16 protein-coding genes are annotated in these 20,334 nt (G+C 57.3%); 12 read left to right on the top strand and 4 right to left on the bottom strand.

Features of this window, described 5'->3' with window-relative positions:
- Positions 1 to 73: 73 nt before the first annotated feature.
- The 3 genes from JAO32_RS02675 to JAO32_RS02665 all read left to right on the top strand — a co-directional run bounded on the left by JAO32_RS02675 (position 74) and on the right by JAO32_RS02665 (position 7,085).
- The gene (locus JAO32_RS02675; RefSeq protein WP_334237219.1) at positions 74 to 3,334 is read left to right on the top strand and encodes a DUF3857 domain-containing protein; all 3,261 of its coding nucleotides are present in this window, start codon (positions 74 to 76) and stop codon (positions 3,332 to 3,334) included.
- A gap of 243 nt (positions 3,335 to 3,577) precedes the next feature.
- On the top strand, positions 3,578 to 5,953 hold the full coding sequence (locus JAO32_RS02670) for a TonB-dependent siderophore receptor (RefSeq protein ID WP_334237217.1): 2,376 nt from the start codon (positions 3,578 to 3,580) through the stop codon (positions 5,951 to 5,953).
- A gap of 4 nt (positions 5,954 to 5,957) precedes the next feature.
- The gene (locus JAO32_RS02665) at positions 5,958 to 7,085 is read left to right on the top strand and encodes a PepSY-associated TM helix domain-containing protein (protein WP_334237215.1); all 1,128 of its coding nucleotides are present in this window, start codon (positions 5,958 to 5,960) and stop codon (positions 7,083 to 7,085) included.
- A gap of 50 nt (positions 7,086 to 7,135) precedes the next feature.
- Here the strand turns inward: JAO32_RS02665 and JAO32_RS02660 are convergent, their stop codons facing one another.
- Complete coding sequence (locus tag JAO32_RS02660) at positions 7,136 to 9,034, bottom strand: M61 family metallopeptidase (RefSeq protein ID WP_334237213.1); 1,899 nt, start codon at positions 9,032 to 9,034, stop codon at positions 7,136 to 7,138.
- Positions 9,035 to 9,297: 263 nt separating this feature from the next.
- On the opposite strand from JAO32_RS02660, the gene JAO32_RS02655 reads away from it, so the two are divergent.
- The 4 genes from JAO32_RS02655 to JAO32_RS02640 all read left to right on the top strand — a co-directional run bounded on the left by JAO32_RS02655 (position 9,298) and on the right by JAO32_RS02640 (position 14,393).
- Positions 9,298 to 10,587, top strand: coding sequence for a Gfo/Idh/MocA family protein (locus JAO32_RS02655; RefSeq protein WP_334237212.1), 1,290 nt, complete (start codon positions 9,298 to 9,300; stop codon positions 10,585 to 10,587).
- 58 nt (positions 10,588 to 10,645) lie between these two features.
- A complete protein-coding gene (locus JAO32_RS02650) occupies positions 10,646 to 11,944 on the top strand; it encodes a hypothetical protein (RefSeq protein WP_334237210.1) in 1,299 nt (432 codons plus the stop codon).
- 56 nt (positions 11,945 to 12,000) lie between these two features.
- Positions 12,001 to 12,885, top strand: coding sequence for an MBL fold metallo-hydrolase (locus JAO32_RS02645; RefSeq protein WP_334237208.1), 885 nt, complete (start codon positions 12,001 to 12,003; stop codon positions 12,883 to 12,885).
- A gap of 62 nt (positions 12,886 to 12,947) precedes the next feature.
- Positions 12,948 to 14,393 carry a sensor domain-containing diguanylate cyclase gene (locus JAO32_RS02640; protein ID WP_334237206.1) on the top strand — a complete coding sequence of 482 codons (1,446 nt, stop codon included), beginning with the start codon at positions 12,948 to 12,950 and terminating at the stop codon, positions 14,391 to 14,393.
- A gap of 12 nt (positions 14,394 to 14,405) precedes the next feature.
- On the opposite strand, the gene JAO32_RS02635 is transcribed toward JAO32_RS02640, so the two are convergent.
- Together JAO32_RS02635 and JAO32_RS02630 are read right to left on the bottom strand one after the other, a co-directional pair.
- On the bottom strand, positions 14,406 to 14,828 hold the full coding sequence (locus JAO32_RS02635; protein ID WP_334237204.1) for a VOC family protein: 423 nt from the start codon (positions 14,826 to 14,828) through the stop codon (positions 14,406 to 14,408).
- 27 nt (positions 14,829 to 14,855) lie between these two features.
- The gene (locus JAO32_RS02630; protein WP_334237202.1) at positions 14,856 to 15,968 is read right to left on the bottom strand and encodes an LssY C-terminal domain-containing protein; all 1,113 of its coding nucleotides are present in this window, start codon (positions 15,966 to 15,968) and stop codon (positions 14,856 to 14,858) included.
- Between the two features lie 148 nt (positions 15,969 to 16,116).
- On the opposite strand from JAO32_RS02630, the gene hscA reads away from it, so the two are divergent.
- Positions 16,117 to 18,051: a Fe-S protein assembly chaperone HscA gene (hscA, locus tag JAO32_RS02625; RefSeq protein ID WP_334237200.1), complete on the top strand. Its 1,935-nt coding sequence runs from the start codon at positions 16,117 to 16,119 to the stop codon at positions 18,049 to 18,051.
- On the opposite strand, the gene JAO32_RS02620 is transcribed toward hscA, so the two are convergent.
- Positions 18,048 to 18,503, bottom strand: coding sequence for a hypothetical protein (locus JAO32_RS02620; RefSeq protein WP_334237199.1), 456 nt, complete (start codon positions 18,501 to 18,503; stop codon positions 18,048 to 18,050). The two genes, hscA and JAO32_RS02620, sit on opposite strands and share 4 nt — an antisense overlap.
- A 204-nt stretch (positions 18,504 to 18,707) precedes the next feature.
- Here JAO32_RS02620 and JAO32_RS02615 point away from each other — a divergent pair, with 204 nt between their 5' ends.
- Genes JAO32_RS02615 through JAO32_RS02600 form a run of 4 tightly spaced genes read left to right on the top strand, consistent with a single transcriptional unit; the run spans position 18,708 to position 20,298 of the window.
- Positions 18,708 to 19,367: a DUF2306 domain-containing protein gene (locus JAO32_RS02615; RefSeq protein ID WP_334237197.1), complete on the top strand. Its 660-nt coding sequence runs from the start codon at positions 18,708 to 18,710 to the stop codon at positions 19,365 to 19,367.
- Positions 19,368 to 19,384: 17 nt separating this feature from the next.
- Positions 19,385 to 19,825 carry a 2Fe-2S iron-sulfur cluster-binding protein gene (locus JAO32_RS02610; RefSeq protein ID WP_334237195.1) on the top strand — a complete coding sequence of 147 codons (441 nt, stop codon included), beginning with the start codon at positions 19,385 to 19,387 and terminating at the stop codon, positions 19,823 to 19,825.
- 7 nt (positions 19,826 to 19,832) lie between these two features.
- Positions 19,833 to 20,048, top strand: a complete 216-nt coding sequence (gene iscX / locus JAO32_RS02605; RefSeq protein ID WP_334237193.1) for a Fe-S cluster assembly protein IscX — start codon at positions 19,833 to 19,835, stop codon at positions 20,046 to 20,048.
- A 58-nt stretch (positions 20,049 to 20,106) separates the two neighbouring features.
- Positions 20,107 to 20,298 (top strand): hypothetical protein, encoded by a 192-nt coding sequence (locus JAO32_RS02600; RefSeq protein WP_334237192.1) that lies wholly within the window; start codon positions 20,107 to 20,109, stop codon positions 20,296 to 20,298.
- Positions 20,299 to 20,334 lie beyond the last annotated feature (36 nt).

Here is a 20,334-nt window from a genome sequence, read left to right as displayed (position 1 = left end):
AGCGGGCCCTTTTCGCGTCTCAAGATAGTACTTTCACCAACTGTCCGATTCTGCTATATACGCTGTACTCCTCATGATTTCCGTACGCGTACGTCCCCTGTTGGTTTTTGCTGCCATCGCCTCTTCCTGCTTTGCTCAAAATTCCTCGTCCTCTGCCAACACATCATCCGATCCCTATCGCGACGAACCATATGTCTTTGAAAAGCTGGACAGTACGCTCCGTATGAAGCCCGACGGTACCGGCGAGCGACTCACACACGTCGTACTGCGCGTGCAATCGGAAGGTACCGCGCGACAGTTTTCTGTGCTCAGCGTCTCGTACGCTTCGGCGAATGAAACCGGCAGCATAGACTACGTCCGCGTACACAAGGCGGATGGCAGCACAGTGGAAACACCCACAACGGACGCCATCGAAATGCCGGCGGAAGTCTCTCGTCAGGCTCCCGTCTACAGCGACATCCGCGAGAAGCATGTGCCGGTACGTTCGCTCTCGGTGGGCGATCGCCTGGAATATCAACTACACATCGTGCGCACAAAAGCCGAAGCGCCAAACGAATGGTGGGGCGCGGAACACTTCGCCACCGGTTCCGGCGTCGTGTTGTCGCAAGCCGTCACGCTGGAAGCGCCCGCCTCAATGTACCTGCAGGTGTGGAGTCCGAACCATCCGGTAACGCCAAAGGAAGCGAATGGCCTGAAGACGTGGACATGGACCTACTCGCAGACAAAGCCTTCCGCCAAGGATGAGAACGGGCGCATGACCGCCGCTGTTGTGAAAGATCCGGACGAAGACAGCGACGGCCGCAAGTTGCCATCTATCGCATGGACCACCTTCCATAGCTGGGCAGAGATTGGTGACTGGTATCGCGGACTGGCCCTGCAACGGGCAGAACCCAATGATGCCATCAAGGCGAAGGCCGAAGAACTGACAAAGGACGCGAAGACACCGGAAGAACAGGTGCGCGCGATTTATCGCTACGTCGCATCGCAGATGCGTTATGTGGGTATCAGCCTGGGCGTGGGCCGCTATCAACCTCACACGGCAGCAGAAGTACTCAGTAATCAGTACGGTGATTGCAAAGACAAGGACACGTTGCTGGAATCGCTGCTGAAGGCAAAAGGATTCACCACGGCTCCTGCGCTGATTGGCGCAGGCATTGTGGCGGTGCCGGAAGTTCCCACACCCGCGGTCTTCAATCACGTAATCACAACCGTGCAATTGCCCGGCACACCGGACCGTATCTGGTTGGACAGCACGGCAGAAGTCGCACCCTATCGGGTTCTGATGCCCGTACTGCGCGATGTAAATGCACTGTTGGTGCCCGCGTCTTCCCCCGCATCGCTGGTAAAGACGCCTGCGGACCCGCCGTTTCCTTACCGCGAAGTGTTCAACGCCGATGCCACGCTGGACAATAACGGGCTGCTGAAATCGCACATGCGCGAATCTGTTCGTTCGGACAACGAACTGGATTTCCGCGTGATGCTGCGGCAGGTTTCTCCGTCACAGTGGGACCAGGCGATGCAGATCGTCAGCCAGGCGATGGGATTTGGCGGCAAGGTAAGCAATACAGATTTACGCCAGAACGACCCGAGTGCCCCGGTACAGCTTGCATGGGACTATACGCGCGAAGACTATGCCGACTGGAAAAACGGCAACATCCTGCCCCTGTTTCCCGCTCTGGAAGTCACCACTGTCGACAAGGAGAAAGCTCCCGAACACGACATTGACCTGGGCTCACCGCGCACACTCGAAGCGCATACAGTCATCGTGCTGCCGGAGGGATACCGCGCGGAGCTGCCCGAAGCGCAGCATGTGAAGCGAGACTACACCACATATGACCAGACCTATCGACTGGCAGACGGCAAGCTGTATGTGGACCGCACGGTGGTGGTGCTGAAACACAAGCTGCCAAAAGAGCAGTGGAAGGACTACAACGCCTTCATACACGCCGCAGGTATGGATACGGGCGAGAACTACATCCGCCTAATCGCACCGGTAAAATCCTCCGACAAGAAGAATCCTCCCAAGGAAGACAAATCATCTTCAAACGATCCCTTGAAGGATATGGACGCTTCCACACGCGAACTGATGGAGAACGCAAACAGCGCGCTGCAACGCAATGATTTTGCCGAGGAGCGCCGCCTTCTGGAACAGGTACATAAGCGCGCCCCTAATACTCCATACGTGATGAGTATGTTGGCCTATGCGGAGGCGCGGGAAGGCAAGCTTGACCAAGCTGTCGCCGACCTCGAGACAGAGGTGAAGAACCACCCGGATGATATCCCCGCCATCAGCGTCGGGCTGGCGGGTTTCTATCTCCATAACAAACAGTTTGAGAAGGCAGAGACACTCCTGAAGTCGTATCGCGACCCGGATGATGTCACAATTCGTGGCATGTTGGCCACGGTACAGGCGCAACAAGGCAAACATTCGGAAGCTGCTGCTTCTTATGAAGTCGCGTCAAAAGCCAAACCTGATGACCGCAACATGGAATACCTGGTTGCGAACGAACTGTATGAGGCCAAGCGATTTGACGAGGCCGCATCTCATGCGCATCACGCAATCGAAGGCAGCGACGATCCGAACGTCCTGAATAACAATGTGTATCTGCTTTCAGAGATGAAGCGCGATTTGCCGTTCGCCGAAGAGACTTCGCGGCGCTCCATCACATTGTTGGAGAAGCAAACGGCTGAGACACCGGTAGATTCTGCGAACGATCGCACGTTTGCGGCTTCCTCAAACATGACCGCATCATGGGACACGCTGGCATACATTCTGCTGCTGGAAGGCAAAGCGGCCGAGGCTCTGCCGTGGTTCCGTGCGGCTTGGAAGAATCGGCCTGAAGTCGTAGTGGGAAATCATCTGGGACAGGCATACGAAGCTCTGAATGAGAAGCCGCGTGCGTTAGCCATCTACCGGCTGGCGCTGGCAACGGAGAACGCTTCCGCTGCGAAGGCAGACTACGAAGCTGCAAAAGCAGCGGAAACACGACTGGAAAAGGAAGGCGTGAATCCATCCTGGAAGGAAGAGCCCTCGACCATCCAGGCGATGCGCACTCATAAAGTCAAACGTCCCGCGAAACTAAGTGGTGGTGGCACGGTACGTGTTGTCATTGTGAACGAAGCAGTGGCGGAAGCGTCACTCGTTAGCGGCGACAGCAACCTGAAGCCGGTTCTGGATGAAATTCGCGGTCTGAAGCTGGAGGGATACACTCCGCCCGGTTCAAATGGCCATGTCTTTCGCGATGCCGTGCTGTATTGCGGAGCGTCATCACCTACCTGCGACTTCGTCTTCATGCTGCGCAATGGAATCCAAGCCGAGGGCGACGCAAGGTAAAGAAATTCATCTTCAGCCTTGATCTCGGACTCTTCTTGTCGTATTTTGAAAGTACGGCAGAAATTGCCGTTTTCTGAGGCTCTCCTTGAGGGAGGGGAGAGAAGTGCGTGCCGCAATCGTCTGCGGTGAGCCTCTCCTACGCTAACGTGCGAGCCTGTCTCGCCCCCAGAGAAAATCCGCTCCATTGCGGCTTTCCGTGCGCTCATGCGCGGCCGCGGCGGTGCGCCTTAAAGGAAGTTTGTTTTGAAAGCTATCCAGTACTCCGCGGTTTTACTTGTTTCGTTTGCCACTATCTCCCAGGTCGCTTTTTGCCAGTCGAATACATGTTCTGAAGATAAGTCGACGCCCATCCAGGCTGTAACACTGCAGGTGCAGGACGCCAGCGGTGCCACCGTTGAACGCGCTGCAGTTGAAGTCCGTTGCGGCGCTACGGTGTATCGAGTGCAGACGGGCGCCCACGGCGAAGTAGCACTGTCCTTGCATCCAGGTAGCTACAACGTTTCCGTGCAGGCCCCAGGTTTTGCCGCACTGCAACAGGAGAACGTAACACTCTCCTCCGGCACCCAGCCCACTGTGTTGAAGCTGCAGGTTGGATCCGCAACCGACGTCATCAACGTCACGGCGAACTCCGGCTTTGTTCCCTACGCATCGAACGCAGGCTCAAAGACAAACGCACCGCTGGTGGAAGTGCCGCAATCGATCTCCATCATCAGCGAACTCGAAATGCAGTCGCGCAATGTGATCACCATGAACGAAGCGCTGCGTTACACGCCCGGCGTACAGGCAGACGAGTTCGGTGTGGAACCGCGTTTCGATTGGTTGAAGATCCGCGGATTCGCTGCAGAGACGTTCGGCGTCTTCCGCGATGGCATGCGCTTCAATTCCCTCTCCGGCAAACTGGATCCGTACGAATTGGAAAGCGTGGAAGTGCTACGCGGACCTTCGTCCGTCCTCTACGGACAAGTGCCTCCGGGAGGCCTGATCAACCAGGTAACAAAGCGTCCATCGGCCGAGCGCCGCACAGAAGTCGGCATGCAGCTTGGTTCGTTCTATCGCCGAGAAGGATTCTTTGACACTACCGGCTCGCTTACAAAAAACCAGGTGTGGCAGTATCGCCTGTTGGGCGTGCTGCGCAACAGCGACACGCAGACAAACTATACGCCGGACAATCGTCGCCTCATCGCACCATCATTCACTTACAAACCAAGCGACCGCACGAACTTCACCTTCCTGGGCGACTGGCAACATGACGGCACACGCTGGAGCCAGTTCCTGCCCGCGAGCGGAACGCTCTACAGCAATCCCAATGGCGTGATCCCTGTAAACACCTTCGTCGGTGAGCCGGGATGGGAGAAGGTCAAACGCGATCAGGCCTCAGCGGGCTACACCGGCGACCACCTGTTCAACGATGGTTGGAACCTGCACTCGAACTATCGCTACCAGTACATCAACTTCCAGGGCAGCACCGTATATGGCACTGGCTTCGATGGCAACAGCACAACGATGGTGACGCGTTACGCCTACGAGCTGCCGCGGTGGAACCGCATCAACACGCTGGACAACCGCGCACTGCGTCGTTTCACCAACGGTGACTGGGAGCAGACCGTGCTCTTCGGCTACGACTATCAACACGTCGCCATCAAGAGCCAACAGGCATTCGCGCAGGTCGCGGACATCAACATCTTCAAGCCTGTCTACGGCGTGACCACGATCCCGAACATGTCGCCGTATCTGTATCAGGACAACCTGCTGCAGCAGCACGGACTGTACGCGCAGGATCAGATCAAGTACCGCAATCGCCTCATCTTCACGTTAGGCGGACGCCAGGACTTCGCAAAGAACGACATTGCAGACTTCCTTGCGCACACGGAAACTGGCCATCTGGATCAGCGATTCACCGGCCGCGCAGGCGTTGGTTATCTAACGGCAAGCGGCATCTCGCCGTACGTTTCGTTCTCCACCAGCTTCCTGCCCAATGCAGGTAGCTATGTCTACAACGCAACTACCGGCCAATCGACCGATCCCGCAAAGCCATCGGATTCGCGTCAGATTGAAGCCGGTGTAAAGGTGCAGCCCAACACCTGGAACAGCTACTTCACCGCAGCCTTCTTCCAGATCAATCAGACCAACGTGCTCGTGAGCAACGCTGCGTTTCAAACGGTGCAAACGGGCGAAGTTCGCTCGCGTGGTGTGGAGTTAGAGGCAATCGCCAGCCTGCAGCACGGACTGAGCCTGCACGGTGGATACACCTTTACTTCAACGGACACCGTGAAGGATCAGACCTCTGCAAACATTGGAAAATGGCTACCACAGACGCCAAAGAATCAAGTATCGATGCTTGCGGATTACACCGTAACCAACAAGCGTTTCAGCGGGCTTGGTGGCAACTTCGGCGTGCGCTTCGTTGGCACCAATGCGGCGGATAGCGCGAACAGTTTCTTCATTCCGAACTACGCTTTGCTCGATGCAGGGTTGCGCTACGGTTATCGCGGCATGCAGTTCAGTGTGAATGCAACAAACCTTACCGACAAACGTTACGTGGCCACGTGCAGCGGCTTGAGCTACTGCTACTACGGCTATGTTCGCAACGTCATCGGACAAGTGAAGTACCACTTCTAAACGCATGGGATTCGCAAGCAATCTCGTTCATCATCCACGAAAGTTGTGGCTGCGCAGGGCGCTCTTCCAGATTCATCTCTGGTTGGGCGTCCTGTTGTCGCTTTACATCATCGTTATTGGGTTTTCCGGCTCTGTGCTGGTATGGGAAGACGAGTTGCAATCGCGCGCCTTCCGCGGACAGCCGTACGCCGCAACGCATGTGCTTCCTGCATCACAGATTGTTGCAACAGTGACTGCAGCGTATCCGAAGGAGCCGTTGTATTACCTGATGTGGCCACAGGAAAATGCGCCGGTGTACACGGCGTATCTGCACACTGTAAACAAAGGTCAACATATCCTGCGTCTGAACGCGACCACCGGCGAGATCGTACCCATTCGTGGCGGCTTCATTGACTGGATGCACGACCTGCACATCTACCTGCTGATGGGGCAGACCGGCTTCATCGTGAACTGCGTCATGGGCATTGGCTTGCTTGTCCTGTCGATCAGCGGCGTGGTGCTGTGGTGGCCTGGCATTCGCGCATGGGCGCGTGGTTTCTATGTCAATCTGCGCGCCGGATGGAAGCGCATCAACTTCGATACACACAACGCCATCGGCATCTGGACCCTACTGATTGTCAGTTGGTGGGGCTTCACCGCGATTGATTTCCTGTTCCCTGCCCAGGTAATGAAAGCCGTAAGCTTCATCTCGCCAGTGAAGGCCATGCGGCAACCCATTGCACCCAAGCCACAACATGTTGGTGCTCCTGTGACACTGCAGGTAATTGCAGATCGTTCCAATCAACTGAATCCATCCGCGTTTCTCTCCGGCGTTTCAATACCCGACGCGCCCGGAGAAAATTACGTCGCATACATGGACAGCCCTACGCCCGGCGACTTTTCGCATCGCTTCATCCACACATTCGCAGCAGACGGACAGTTGCTTTCCACATGGCACTATGGCGAGAAACAAACGTTGGGCGATTGGATTCTGTGGCTCGTCTATCCACTGCACTTCGGCACGCTGTGGGGTACATGGGTCAAAGTCATCTGGAGCGTGCTTGGTATGAGCTTGCCCATCCTATCTATCACTGGTCTGCTGATGTATTGGAATCGGTATCTGGGGAAACGCTGGAAAGCTCTACGCGGATAAGTCAAAAGGGCACGGCGAGAGCCGTGCCCTTTGAACATACAGAGGAATAACTACTTCGCTTTGCTTCCGAGCCACGCTTCGCGGAACGCCTTCTGTTCCGCAGTTAGCGTTCCGCCTGCAGTCTCCACAGGAACAATCTCCAGCGAAGGGTCTTCCGCAAGCACAGCCTTCGAACGTACTTCCTGACCACGACGCTTGAAGATGAGCTCCACGCTGTCGCCAGTCTTGTGTCCATCGATGGCCTTCTCCACATCCGCAGAAGAGTTAATCGCCACACCGCCTACACTGATCAACTCATCATCCAAGTCCAATCCCGCAAGATACGCGGGCGAACCAATAATGGTGGATGCGGCAACGCGCAACGTCTCCGGCCCGGCAGGTGCCTGACCACGACGCACAGGGTCACCCTTCTTTGCCAGATAGATATTGCCCAGAGTAGCGCCGCCGCGCTTCTTCATCACGAAGCCTGCATGCTGTAGCAGCGCAGCGTAGTCCACCTTCTCCGTGCCGATCATGTAACGCTTCACATAATCTGCAGCGAAAGCCGGATCGCCGCTTACCTTTGCGAGCTGCGTCTGCACATCCGCAATGCTATACGGATGACCTACAAGGCCAGGTTCTGGGCCACCGGGCTTGCCGTATGCGAACCACATGGCACGCATGAAGTCATCCAGCGTCACCTTGCCGTTCGTCTTCACGCGCAATGACAGATCAAGCCCCATCGCCACCACATCGCCAAACGTGTAATACGAGACAAATGTGTTGTTGTAGTACGTCGGGAATAGATCGCTCGCACCATCCACAAACGGCGCCATGCGGCTCATATCCATTGCGGACCGATATTGTGTTGCGGGCGAATTGATCACGTTACTCAAATCGCGCGCGAATCCCATCATGCCGCGCGGCATCGGTGTCAGCCCTGTGCGGATCATTGCGAGGTTGCCGTAATACTGCGTGAAGCCTTCCGCAACAAACATCAGACCGCTCATGTTCACATCGCGGAAGTTGAACGGCTCCAATCCCTCAGGACGAATACGTTCCACATTCCAATTGTGAAAGTACTCGTGCGCCACGACACTCAAACCAAGCTGGCGTGAGGTCATCACCGTGCTGTTGCGATGCTCCATGCCATCGCCGTTGTCCCACGGCAGTGCATCGGCAAGGAAGGTGTAATAGCCCGGCTCATAGTCAGGCAATTCGCCGTAGACGGCCTGCTCTTCCTTCACAATCTTTTCCACGCCCGCAAAGTACTCAGCCAGCTCTGCATCCGTTGCCTGCGAATGCGCCACAACGCGGATGGTCTGGGCCTTGCCGCCGGGTTTCAATGCTGGCACCTGGAAGGTGTGGAGAGCATAATTCGCAAGCTCCGCAGGGCTATCCATCAGGTACTGCAGATTCGGCGATGTGAACGTATTCGGATCGGCCGTGGGATAAAGCTGCGTCGCAATCTTCCAGTTCAAACCATCCGGCACAACAAAGGTCAGCTTCGACGGACGATCGTCAAAACCGTGCGCCCACATCACCGTCGCAGGCCAGTTCAAATGTGCGTGCGTCGTGTCGACCGCCATGAACGTGCCGTCAACCCGGTCGCCAAACAGTTTGTAGGTCACATGCACGGTGCCATGATGTCCGCTCACAGTCCATGAGCGCGGGTCGGGTCTCGTAACCGCCAGCGGCTTGCCGTTTTCATCCGTGAACTTCTCTTCGAAGACGTTCGACGCATACTCAAAGGCGGCATAACGGCCCGGTGAAGAGCGACTCATCTGCACGGTAAGAGGCTGCTGCGGCACGTTATGGAAGGTAGCCTCCACCTGCACCACGTGGTGCACCACGTCTGGAAAGGTAAAGCGATATTCCGTGGCGTTGTTCTGTGCAAGGGCAGGCAGGGCGACTGCGGCGATAGCAGCAGCACCCACAAGACGCAGGAAGTGAGCAGAAAAATTCTTCACAGTGAGGCGATGATAACGCTGCCACCCGCACAGGTGAAGATGTCGCAGAAAATACGGCAGATTGGAAGCGGTTCCAACAAGATTGTGAGCCGGCTTTCCATTGGAAGTAAAACTCGAAAGAAATGGCGCAGATTCGCGTGACGGGGACGGAATTTCTGGTCTAGATTGGTATGCGCTTCGGCAAAGGTTCTATTGCAGTGGTCCAACCTCAGCAGTTGGGCCTTCGCCGACAGATGCTTTCAGCTCACCAAAGGAACCGACTCATGATCACTCGCAGAACCTTCCTTGGAACCATGGGAGCCGCGACAGCGCTCGCAGCTATGCCCACCGCGCGCGCACTTGGCGCCAACGACCGCATCCGAATCGCACTGGTGGGATGCGGCGATCGCGGTATGCAGGACCTGCGGGATGCTCTCAAGGAGCCAAACATTGAAATTGTGGCTGCCGCTGACGCATACACACGTCGCCTGGAAATGATGAAGGAGAAATATCCCAACATCAAGACCTATGACGATCCGCTGAAGTTGCTGGAAAACAAGGACGTGGACGCGGTCATCAATGCAACGCCGCTGCATCTGCATGCCAAGTATTTCCTTGCCACGCTGCAGGCAAACAAAGACCTGTACAGCGAAAAGACGATGGCCTACAACATAACGGACGCAACGGCTTGCCGCGATGCCGCAAAGGCATCCAAACAGGTGGTGCAGATTGGCATGCAGCACGAAAGCGAAGGTGAGCTGCGCGACGTGCAGGACTGGGTCAAGAGCGGCAAGCTGGGCAAGTTAACCATGGTGGAAGCGTGGATGAGCCGCAACACACCGCGCGGCAAAGGTCAGTGGGTGCGTCCTATTCCTGAAGATTGCAACCCGGAACATGTGCGCTGGGACCTGTTCCTGGCAAACCGCCCCAAGAGCGCATTTGATGCAAACAAGTTCATCAACTGGCGGCTGTTCTGGGAGTTCTCAGGCGGCAACATTACAGAAAACATGGTGCACCAGATTGCGTGGATTGCAACCGCGCTGGATCTTGATGTTCCGGCAGCCGCGTATTGTGCGGGTGGCGTGTTCAGCGAGAAAGATGGGCGACAGGTGCCTGACACCATTGCCGTAACACTGGAATATCCGAACGACCTCACCGTTCTGTGGCAGTCCACCTTCTCAAATTCGCGTTATGGATTGGGCGAACACTATCTGGGATCCAATGGGACGATTGAGCATGTGTCGGGCTCCACAGGGATGGTGACCGGAAGCCAGAATTCACGCGGCGGCACGAAGTTTATGCCGGAGAAAGCGAACGATCCCAACGGCGTGGTCATTGAATCGACCACAAAGGGTGTCACGCACATGGGCAACTGGTTTGAAGCAATCCGTTCCCGCAACAAGAACAGCGTGAATGCCACGGTGGAAGTGGGCTATCGGTCTTCGGTGGCGTCATTCATGTCGAACCTGGCATACCGGCGTAAGGCGCGCGTCACCTTTGAAGAGGCGAAAGCAGCAGCGCCAGATGCCCTGTGGAACGAGGCCGATCTCTACGCCTCCCGTCACAAGGCATGAAATAACAGTTGAAAATCGACGGTGGCAGCAGTGATTCAAGAGATACACTGCTGCCACCGTGAAGCGTTTTCACATCTGCGTGATTGCGTTCGTGATGCCGTTCGTTGCGCCGGCGCAGGATCATGTTCTTGGCTCCGGTTCCAAGTCAGTAATTCCCGAGTTGCGGGGTGATCGACACAACATCGATCGCGATCTGCAGATTGCGTTGCGAGCCTTTAACGGGCAAAACGCTCTCGATATGCGCAACCGCTCCGTTGGCGTGGTGGACCGCCCCATTTCCCTCAACCTGCGCGCGAATGCCGTAAATAGTGTCACCGCCGAAGGCGTGGTTTTACGTACGGACGCGTATCTGGCGCCGGACAAGAACGGCATGGTGACGGTGCTTACCGTTCTGCCCACAGTGATTCTGCGCGCGCCTGCGGGATTCCCATCTTCATCGGTCGTATCGAATCGATTTTCAGGAGGACACCGCAGTGAAATAGCTTCTGCGCCGTCGCCGCCTCCGCAGGGTTCCATACTTCGCTTTGTTATGGCGGGCGGCACTGTCTATTTCGATGACAACAACGGAGCTACGCTGCGCCAACCGGGTGTGCGCTATCCCGCTCCGGGCGAAAACCTTGTCTTCTTTGGAGAGACGATTGGTGGAGGTTCCACCGAACCACCCTCCGCAGTGTTGCTATTAAAAAACGCGTGTGCACCACAGGGACGTGCGTGCGCTTCCATTGACGGCAGTGCCATCAGCTCCGACGCGCTGGCAACAAACCTATCCGGCGGCATGGCAACCATTCAGGCATACAACGCAACGGGAGCAGCCATCGCCGATTACGCGCAAGAGGGTATCCGCGGATTGGCTCCGCTGTTGGAAGGTCACTACAACCTGGGGCAGGGCGACCTCCGTCGATTGTCCGGTCCAGAAATTGAAATGCCGCCGTTTACGCCTGCCGAAGCCGATCAGGCCGTTGTGCGAGCGCACATCCTGCAAAGCGATGCCAATCTGACGACAGGTGGTCTTGGCGTTGTGACAACTTCAGTAGCTGCCGTGCAAAAGGTGTATCAGGGTACGACGCCACGCGAACGGACGATGGATATCGTGCAACGAGGAGGCTTGCTATGGAAGGACAGCAACGTTGTACTGGCTGCGCTGACGGCAGCACAGCAGCCCCTTGTGGAAGGCGGCGACTACTTCCTGACACTGGGACGTACCAACGACAATCGATGGGAGCTGCGCGCCGCATGGCGCATCGTCGATGACCAGGTGTTCGCACTGGATCGGCCGCGTGCCATGGCGATATCGCGGGATGGCGGCTTGTACTGGAAGAGCACGGCCTTGTTTCTGAAATCCCACGGCTTGCAATAAGCCTGCAACGACCGCGGTATCTACAACACCTCTGGCAAGGCGGTAGGCTGTTTCTGATGCCGATTGAGTTTCTTGCAACAGACGATGATGCGCTGATCCGTGGGCGCGCCCGCGTGGGAGATGCCGAGATTGTGGTGTGTACCGATGGCACCTGCCTCTTCGATGGCGGAGCCATGTTTGGCGTAGTGCCCAAGACGTTGTGGTCACGCAAGGTTGAGGTCGATGAAAAGAACCGCGTGATGCTTGGTTTGAACTGCGTGGTGGTGAAGATCAGCGGCAGGAACGTGCTGATTGAAACCGGCTTCGGCAACAAGATTGTCCCCAAGCTGAAAGAGATTTACGCGATACAGGAACGGCTTCCAGCTTCACTGAAGGCTGCGGGGCTTGCGCCGGAAGACATCGACATCGTCATCAATTCGCATCTGCACTGGGATCACTGCGGATGGAACAGCGTGCTGGATGCAGACGGCAAGGCGGTGCCGTATTTTCCGAACGCGCAATACATTGCGCATCGCGGCGAAGTGGAACATGGACGCCATCAGTGGGAGCGCGACCGCGTCAGCTATGTGGCAGACAACTACGAGCCAATGATTGCCACTGGCCAGATGCGGCTGGTGGAAGGTACGCATGCCGAAGTGATCCCCGGCATCACGCTGGAGTGCTACCCCGGACATACGCGGCAATGCATGGCCGTCCACATTGAAAGCGGTGGTGAGCATGGGTGCTTTGTCAGCGATCTAATTCCCACAAGCGCACACCTGGATCTGGGATGGGTGATGGGATTTGATCTGGATCCGTTGCGGACCATTGAGGAGCGCAAGCGCTTCTATTCCAGGGCGATACCCGAGGACTGGTTAATCTTTTTTCCACACGATCACCGCCGATGTATGACACACCTGCAAAAGGACTCGACGGGACGCAGCGTCGTCGTGAAAGATTAAAAATGTGTTCGACGGAGAGGCTTATGGCTTCCGCTCCGATCGCCCCTGGAGGTTAAACCGAGTTGCCGATTGCCCAGACCGACACAGCTTTGCTACAGGCAGCCCGTAGGCGGAGTGAGATTCTCCGCCAGCTTGGGCTGATGGAAGAGGTGGATGAGCGGGAGTTCGACGAATTGGTGGAACTTGCTGCAGCTCTGTGCGGCAAGGCACTGAGCGCGATGACGCTGCTGGATGAGGAGACCCAACTCATCAAGGCGCGCATGGGCTTTCAAGGGGCCAGAACGATGCCCGTGCGTGAGTCGATTTGCCAGTACACCATACAAAGCAAGCAGCTTCTGGTAGTGGAAGACACCGTGGAAGATGCGCGGTTTGGCGGGCCTGTGGGTGGCGGGATTCGTTTCTACGCAGGCACGCCGCTCACCACCATTGACGGCACGGCAGTAGGAGCGTTGTGCGTGATGGACACTGCGCCGTCGGCGCTGACCCCACAGCAGCTTCGTGCACTGGAAGTGCTCGGACGGCAGCTCAGCAATCGTATCCAGTTGCGTGAACGGGCGCGCTCCATGGCAGATTTGCTGGAGGAACGAGAACGTGCCCGTGAAATGTTTGTGACCATCCTGAATAACGTTCCGGCTGAGATCTATTTGAAAGATGAGGATGGCAGGCTCCGCTTTTATAACCGCAAACTGGCGGATCGCTTTGCCATCAACGAAACAGCATGGCTGGGCAAGACAAGCCGCGATTTATGGGATGAAGAGACAGCCGAGCGCGTTTTTCAGGAAGACCGGGCGGCTCTGCAGTCGGGCAAGCCACAGGAAACATTCCTGGATCTGAAGGAAGCGGATGGCAGGCAAAGTTACTGGAGAACTACCAAAGCACCATGTCGCGACTCCAATGGCGATCCGGTGCTGGCTTGCTGTTCCGTTGATCTGACGGAACAACGTGAGCGCGAACAGCACCTGCGCGACGTCCAGGAAGAGCTCGAAGAGGCGAACCGCAAGCTAAGTTCACTGGCGCTTACCGACGCTCTTACCGGATTGTGGAATCGTCGTGCCTTTGACTCCCGGCTGGAGACAGCCGTAATTGCTGCGCAACGAAGCAAAGAGCCGCTGGCGCTGATGTTGCTGGATGTGGACCATTTCAAGCGCGTTAATGACCGCTTTGGTCATCCCTACGGCGATGAAGTCTTACGCAACGTAGCAACGATTCTGAACCGCACCAATCGCGCAGATGAAGCAGCGTGTCGCTTTGGTGGAGAAGAGTTTGCGGTGCTGATGCCGAGGACCGACGCGCAGGGAGCCGTCGCCCTGGCCGGCCGGATTCGCGAAGCGATGCACGCCTTCCACTGGGAGAAAGAACCCGTCACCATCAGCATGGGTATCGCGGTCTGGACCGACAACTGGTCGTCCGACGACCTGGTGGACAATGCTGACGCAGCTCTCTACCGCTCCAAAAAAGGCGGACGCGATCAATTCACCTGTTACAACTGCGAGGAACAGACGGTTTAGAAGGCGACACTCTCAGCTCTTCGGCGCTGTCCACGGATCGTAGTCGCCGACGCTCCATATCTGTCCTTCGGGATCGCGCACGCTGAAGCCGCTGCCGCCGTAATCCTTTGTTTCAAGAGGCATCAGTACGGTGGCTCCCGCGGCCTTCGCTTTCTCCCACGCTGCGGCGCAGTCTTTCACAATCAGGTAGATCGACGAGGTCACACGATTTCCTGCTTCGTCCGGCTGCAGATACCACCCTGCGGTCGCAGGATTTGCACCGACTGTTCCGAGCATAATCATGCCGTTGCCGAGTGTAAGTTCCGCATGTTGCACTACGCCATCGTCACCGCGATAGACAGCGTATTCCGCGAAATCAAAGGCCTGCTTCAACCACTCAATCATGCGGTTGCAATCGCGATAGCGGATGGCAGAGATAACATTCACGGTGCTCATGGGAAGACCTCCGTTTGCGGGCCTATCTTACTGCAACAACATCACGAGAATCCGTCCGTCGGAATGAAAACTAGCGCCAGTCGCGGTCTTTGCCTCGCGTATCGGATTTGACGGTGTGACATAAGCTGCAGCAGCAACGGCGCCTGTGGAAGTGAAGCTGTCGCGCAGAAAATCGCGTTCCGTATCGATGGCTGGCGCAATGCTGTGAGTCACCTGGCCATTGCGGCTGTCGCGAGCAAAGCCGTTGTCATACGTCGCAGAACCCACCCAAAGCGGTTGGCCATTAACCGTTTGGGTTGTCTTCCAGATGCGCAGATGATGACGCTCCGCAGCCACACGCAATGTGTCACCCCGCGCGAAACTCATATCCTGCGGACGGCCAAAGAGATAGAGCGAACTCATAGGCACTTCTCGGTAGGGTTCTTTGGACAGCGTGGCCAGTAGTCCGTGCAGGATGGCGGTGTTGCGATCCGCGTCCACCGTGAACCATCCACTACGGAGAAACGCGTCCTGCACCTGCTGCTCCGAACCGATGAGCGCAAAGTTCACGGCGTCACCGTCGTTGCCCTGACCATCGTCATCGCGACGTGGAAATGTATCAAAGATTGCAGGCTGCAGCAGTTGCGACAGGTTCAATGCAGATGCGGTAGAAGCACGCGGTGCAGGTGCAAGGTTCACCGAAACCTTGTAGCTACCGGTGGCAGTGAGGTCTTCGCTGAGATTTGCCCGCAGAAAAAGATTGCCGGTGGAGCGCACCGGGATGGTTCCACCCACGCCAATGCTGAAGGGCCATGCGGCATCGTTATCGCCAATGCGGCCAATTAATGCGCCGGTTTGCGCGGTGGGCAAAGGATATTGCCGCAGAAGATCGCGCCAGAAGTGTTCCTTGCCTTCTGGCGTAATGGTCTGTCCGTTCGCCAGGGTGAGTGTGCCGTCCGCTTTCACGGTCAAGCTATCCCCCGCCACCAGCGGGATGCCGGTATCAATCCACCCCTTCGTCGCGTCAATCGTAACCGTGGCGTGATTCTTGCGGTTTGCGACGACGGCGGGAGCAGTGGGCACAATCGCCTCCATGCGCGCCGTCTGCGCCGAAAGCGCAGGTCCGACTGCAAGGAGGACGAGGGATACAAAGCGACGCATGTATTTTCAGACGCATTTGGCCGCAGAAACGTCGCGCCGCCGCTTTGTAACAGTCTGATTTCCTTGAAAATCGCATGGAATGCGACAATGAAGAGTCGGGCTTTTGTGCGTCTTTACTGCACAGAGGCGCATCTGGAATAGGAACGGTATGGCAGAACAGACACGCGTCGTCGGCATCGATCTTGGCACTACCAACTCACTTGTCGCCTTTCTTGAGAATGGCGTTCCGGTTGTCATTCCCGGCGAAGACGGGTCAAACCTGGTGCCTTCGGTGGTGGCCATTGAAAACGGCACGGTGACGGTGGGCAATGGCGCGCGCGGTACGCTCTTGTCTTCGCCCGCGAATGCTGTCTACAGCGCAAAACGCCTGATGGGTCGCGGCATGGATGATGTGCGCGACGAGCTTTCGCTGTTTCCCTTCCGCATTGCCGACGATCAGAAGGATGACGAAGTGCTGAAGCTGCACGTGGGCGACCGCGTGCTGACGCCGCCGCAGATCTCCGCGCTGGTGCTGGAGCAGTTGAAGAAAAATGCCGAGCGTTATTTTGGCACTTCTATCACCAGGGCCGTCATCACCGTTCCCGCGTACTTCAACGATGCGCAGCGTCAGGCTACGAAAGATGCAGGACGCATCGCCGGGCTGGATGTACTGCGACTGGTCAATGAGCCAACCGCAGCCGCGCTGGCCTATGGTCTGGATCGTGCGAAGGTGGGCACCGTGGCCGTGTATGACTTTGGCGGCGGCACCTTTGACGTGTCGATTCTGAAGCTGCACGACGGCATCTTTGAAGTGATCGCCACCAACGGCGACACGCATTTGGGTGGCGACGACATTGATCATCTGTTGCTACGCATTGCGCTGGATGAGATTCAGCACGAGCTTGGCATTGCCCCCACGCCCGAGGTGGTGCAGACCGTTCGCAAGGCCGTGATTGATGTAAAGATCGCGCTGTCAGCGGATGAAGCTGCAAAGTTCGATATCGCGCTGGCGAATGGCAAGAAGTATCAGCGCGAGATTACGCGCGAGCAGTTTGAAGGGCTGATCCAGCCGGTGATTGCACGTACTGCGGCACCGGCGCGGCAGGCGCTGAAGGATGCGGGGCTTGAGCCTGCGCAGATTGACGAAGTTGTCCTGGTCGGTGGATCGACACGCATTCCCGCGGTGCGTGCACTGGTGGACGAGGTCTTCCAGCTTTCGGCACGCGGCAAGAAGGCGCATACGGAGCTGAATCCGGATGAAGTCGTCGCTATGGGCGCGGCGGTGCAGGCGGACATTCTGGCCGGTGGCTCTGCCGCCACCAGCGAATTGCTCCTGCTGGATGTGACTCCGCTCTCACTGGGTATTGAGGCTCTGGGCGGCGTGGCGGCAAAGATCATTCAGCGCAACAGCACCATTCCCGCGAGCGCTACGGAACACTTCACCACAGGCGTGGATGGCCAGACGAACGTCGCCATTCACGTGGTACAGGGCGAACGCGAACTGGCGAAGGATTGCCGTTCGCTGGCACGATTTGATCTGAAGGGCATTCCGCCGATGACGGCAGGCCTGCCGCGCATTGAGGTGAAGTTCCTGATCGACGCGAACGGCATTCTGCAGGTGAGCGCGAAGGAACAACGCAGCGGCAAGGCGTCCGAGATTGAAGTGAAGCCAACCTACGGCCTGTCAGACGACCAGGTGGAAGAGATGATCCTGGCCTCGTTCGATCACGCGGAAGAGGACTTGGAACAGCGCCAGTTGATTGAAGCCACGAACGAGGCGAACACCATTCGCGAAGCCGTGGCGAAGGGCCGCAATCATGCCGCCTGGCAGCAGCTAACGCCGGATGAAATTGCCGAAGTGGACGCAGCGCAGGCGAATCTTGACGACACGATCCAGAAGCAGGACTACAAGGACATCCGCGCTGCCATTGACCGTTTGGATAAGGCAACGCGCCGCTTTGCGGAACTGATGATGGACACCACGCTACAGCAGGCCATGACCGGCAAGACGATGGACGCGGCGGGTGAAAACATCGGCGATGGCCCGGCCGCTCCGCACCCGTTTGCACCGGCGCAGATCGACGAAACGAAGAAAGACAACTAACTACGAGGCGGCTTGGGGGCTGCGTGCTTTGCGCGCAGTTCCCGGATGCTCGGCTTTACCGCTCCGGGATCGCCAGACGCCATGGGAACGTCTTTTGGCGGGCGCGCTTTGATTGCAGCAGCAACGTTGCGAATGCGAGATGGACGCTCGCCTGCGCTGTTCGCCTCAGGCCGCGTGAATGCAGCCGCTGCTACCTGACGGATGCGTGACGGCCGTTCGCCGCGTGCGGCAGCTTCTTCGGCAGCAGCCTTTGCTTCTTTGCGCGCTGTCATGGCAGCGGCGGCTTCACGGATACGGGATGGGCTGTGACCGCGAGGACGCGTGGGTTCCTTCGGGATTTCGTGCTCACCCGTATTACCGGAATGACCTTCCTTGGACGAACTGAAGACGGCCACAAGGCACGGGATGAGGATAAGCAGTACGAAGCCGACCCCAACCAAAACGTTATGCACGATGAAACCCTCCGCTGCAGAGCATTGGCGCCTTCTGAGGTTGAGGATACATCGGAGACCCCGACCAGTCCCCAAGGCAGGCGCATCCCGGCGGTGCAACTTCCGTGCCATCGTCGGACTTTTATGAACATGTTTTTTGATCAGAAGCGAAGCCCATTGCGGAACCAGGGGGCAGGTTCTCTCGTTTAGCTCAATAGGGGCTCCATGGCACAGACACACCATTCCCGACCACATGAACTAACGCCATTACCTTCAGCGCTTCGGGTTGGTTTCTGGCTATGTGTCCTGGTGGCTATTGCCGCGGGGATGCGGCGCTTGCTGGCACTCGGGACAACGCCTTCCTCCGCGGAACCGCCTGATTTGCAGAGGCTGGATCAGTTCTTCCGCTCCCATGCTTCGTTGACCTATGCGCACATCGTCGTCGCGCTGGTCTTTGTGTGCGTTCTGCCGCTGGTGTACTGGAACCGGACACGGCTGCGGCAACCGGTACGGGCGGCGTTTTACATACTGGGGCTGATTGTCGGACTTACGGCCTTCGGCATGGCGGCGCACCCGGTGGGTGGGAGCGTTGAAGGGGCAGCGGTAGTCGTCTTCAACCTGCTCTTTCTTTTCTCTCTGGCGCAGAGCTTTCGTGCCTGGCGCGCCGGAGATGCCAGTGCGGATCGGCGCTGGACGCTGCGGGCCACGGCCATTGTGCTGGGCATCGCCACGACCCGCCCCGTTATGGGCATCTTCTTTGCCACGGCGCGACTCACCGGGTGGACTCCGCACCAGTTCTTCGGCTTTGCCTTCTGGATTGGCTTCACAATCAACACGGTTGTCATGGAGATTGCTCTGCGCAGACATGCCCGTTCGATAGAATGAACAACAGAGCAAATATCATGTCAGAACATCACGTTGAACTGCCCGAAATTGATCTTTCCAAGCCGCCCGCCGAGGGCATTGTCCGCGTGACGTTTCAGCCGGAAGGCAAGACCGTGGAGTTCCCCTTCGGCACGTTGCCCTACGACGGCCACGGCCAGCCGATGAGCTTTCTGGATGTCGCAGAAAACTACGGCATCTTCCTGGACCACGCCTGCGGCGGCGTGTGCGCCTGCACCACCTGCCATCTGTATGTGAAGGAAGGCGCGCCGGGACTGAGCGATCCGGAAGACGATGAGTTGGACCGCGTGGACCTGGCTGCAGGACCACAGACGAACTCGCGCCTGGGCTGCCAGGCCGTCATTACCCAGCCCGGAACCTACGTTGTGGAGATTCCTGCGTGGAACCGCAACTACGTGCAGGAAGGCAAGCCCGCCGCCGTTACGGCGCAGAAGGATTAAGCACCCCATGCCCTTTGAGTTTGGTTGGGAAGATGCCGAGGAGATCGGCATCCAGTTGCAGGAGAAGTTTCCGGACACCGATCCGCTTTCGGTGCGCTTTACGGACATGCATAAGATGATCACCGGCCTGCCCGGCTTTACCGGCGACGCGGCGAAGTCCAACGAGGGCATTCTGGAAGCCATCCAGATGGCGTGGCTGGAAGAGTACAACGACGCGAAGTAAGCATTCGGCGGAACCTTTTCGTGCAGTTGGCGTATGTCATGCAAGGGGGGATAAACCCATGTTGAAGCTGCTGCTGTTCTGCCTTCTTTTCGTCATGTGCTGGCCGCTGGCTCTGCTCGCGATCGTGCTGTATCCGCTGGTCTGGCTGTTTCTGCTGCCGTTCCGGCTGGTGGGCATTGCCGTGGATGGAGCACTGGAACTGGTTTCCGCCATCATCTTCCTGCCGGCGCGTGTTCTGCGCGCCATCTAGCCTCCCTGCAGTATCTGGCCTGTGCATCGCGGTCGT

This window comes from Terriglobus sp. ADX1 (genome assembly GCF_036877645.1).
Classification (GTDB): Bacteria; Acidobacteriota; Terriglobia; order Terriglobales; family Acidobacteriaceae; genus Terriglobus.
This window is presented reverse-complemented; position numbering and strand designations above follow the sequence as displayed.

Bases quoted from the DNA above. Each gene is read 5' to 3' on its own strand.
- JAO32_RS02675 (WP_334237219.1), top strand. From the start codon at position 74: ATGATTTCCGTACGCGTACGTCCCCTGTTGGTTTTTGCTGCCATCGCC.
- JAO32_RS02665 (WP_334237215.1), top strand. From the start codon at position 5,958: ATGGGATTCGCAAGCAATCTCGTTCATCATCCACGAAAGTTGTGGCTG.
- JAO32_RS02655 (WP_334237212.1), top strand. From the start codon at position 9,298: ATGATCACTCGCAGAACCTTCCTTGGAACCATGGGAGCCGCGACAGCG.
- JAO32_RS02645 (WP_334237208.1), top strand. From the start codon at position 12,001: ATGCCGATTGAGTTTCTTGCAACAGACGATGATGCGCTGATCCGTGGG.
- JAO32_RS02635 (WP_334237204.1), bottom strand. From the start codon at position 14,828: ATGAGCACCGTGAATGTTATCTCTGCCATCCGCTATCGCGATTGCAAC.
- JAO32_RS02630 (WP_334237202.1), bottom strand. From the start codon at position 15,968: ATGCGTCGCTTTGTATCCCTCGTCCTCCTTGCAGTCGGACCTGCGCTT.
- hscA (WP_334237200.1), top strand. From the start codon at position 16,117: ATGGCAGAACAGACACGCGTCGTCGGCATCGATCTTGGCACTACCAAC.
- JAO32_RS02615 (WP_334237197.1), top strand. From the start codon at position 18,708: ATGGCACAGACACACCATTCCCGACCACATGAACTAACGCCATTACCT.
- JAO32_RS02610 (WP_334237195.1), top strand. From the start codon at position 19,385: ATGTCAGAACATCACGTTGAACTGCCCGAAATTGATCTTTCCAAGCCG.
- iscX (WP_334237193.1), top strand. From the start codon at position 19,833: ATGCCCTTTGAGTTTGGTTGGGAAGATGCCGAGGAGATCGGCATCCAG.
- JAO32_RS02600 (WP_334237192.1), top strand. From the start codon at position 20,107: ATGTTGAAGCTGCTGCTGTTCTGCCTTCTTTTCGTCATGTGCTGGCCG.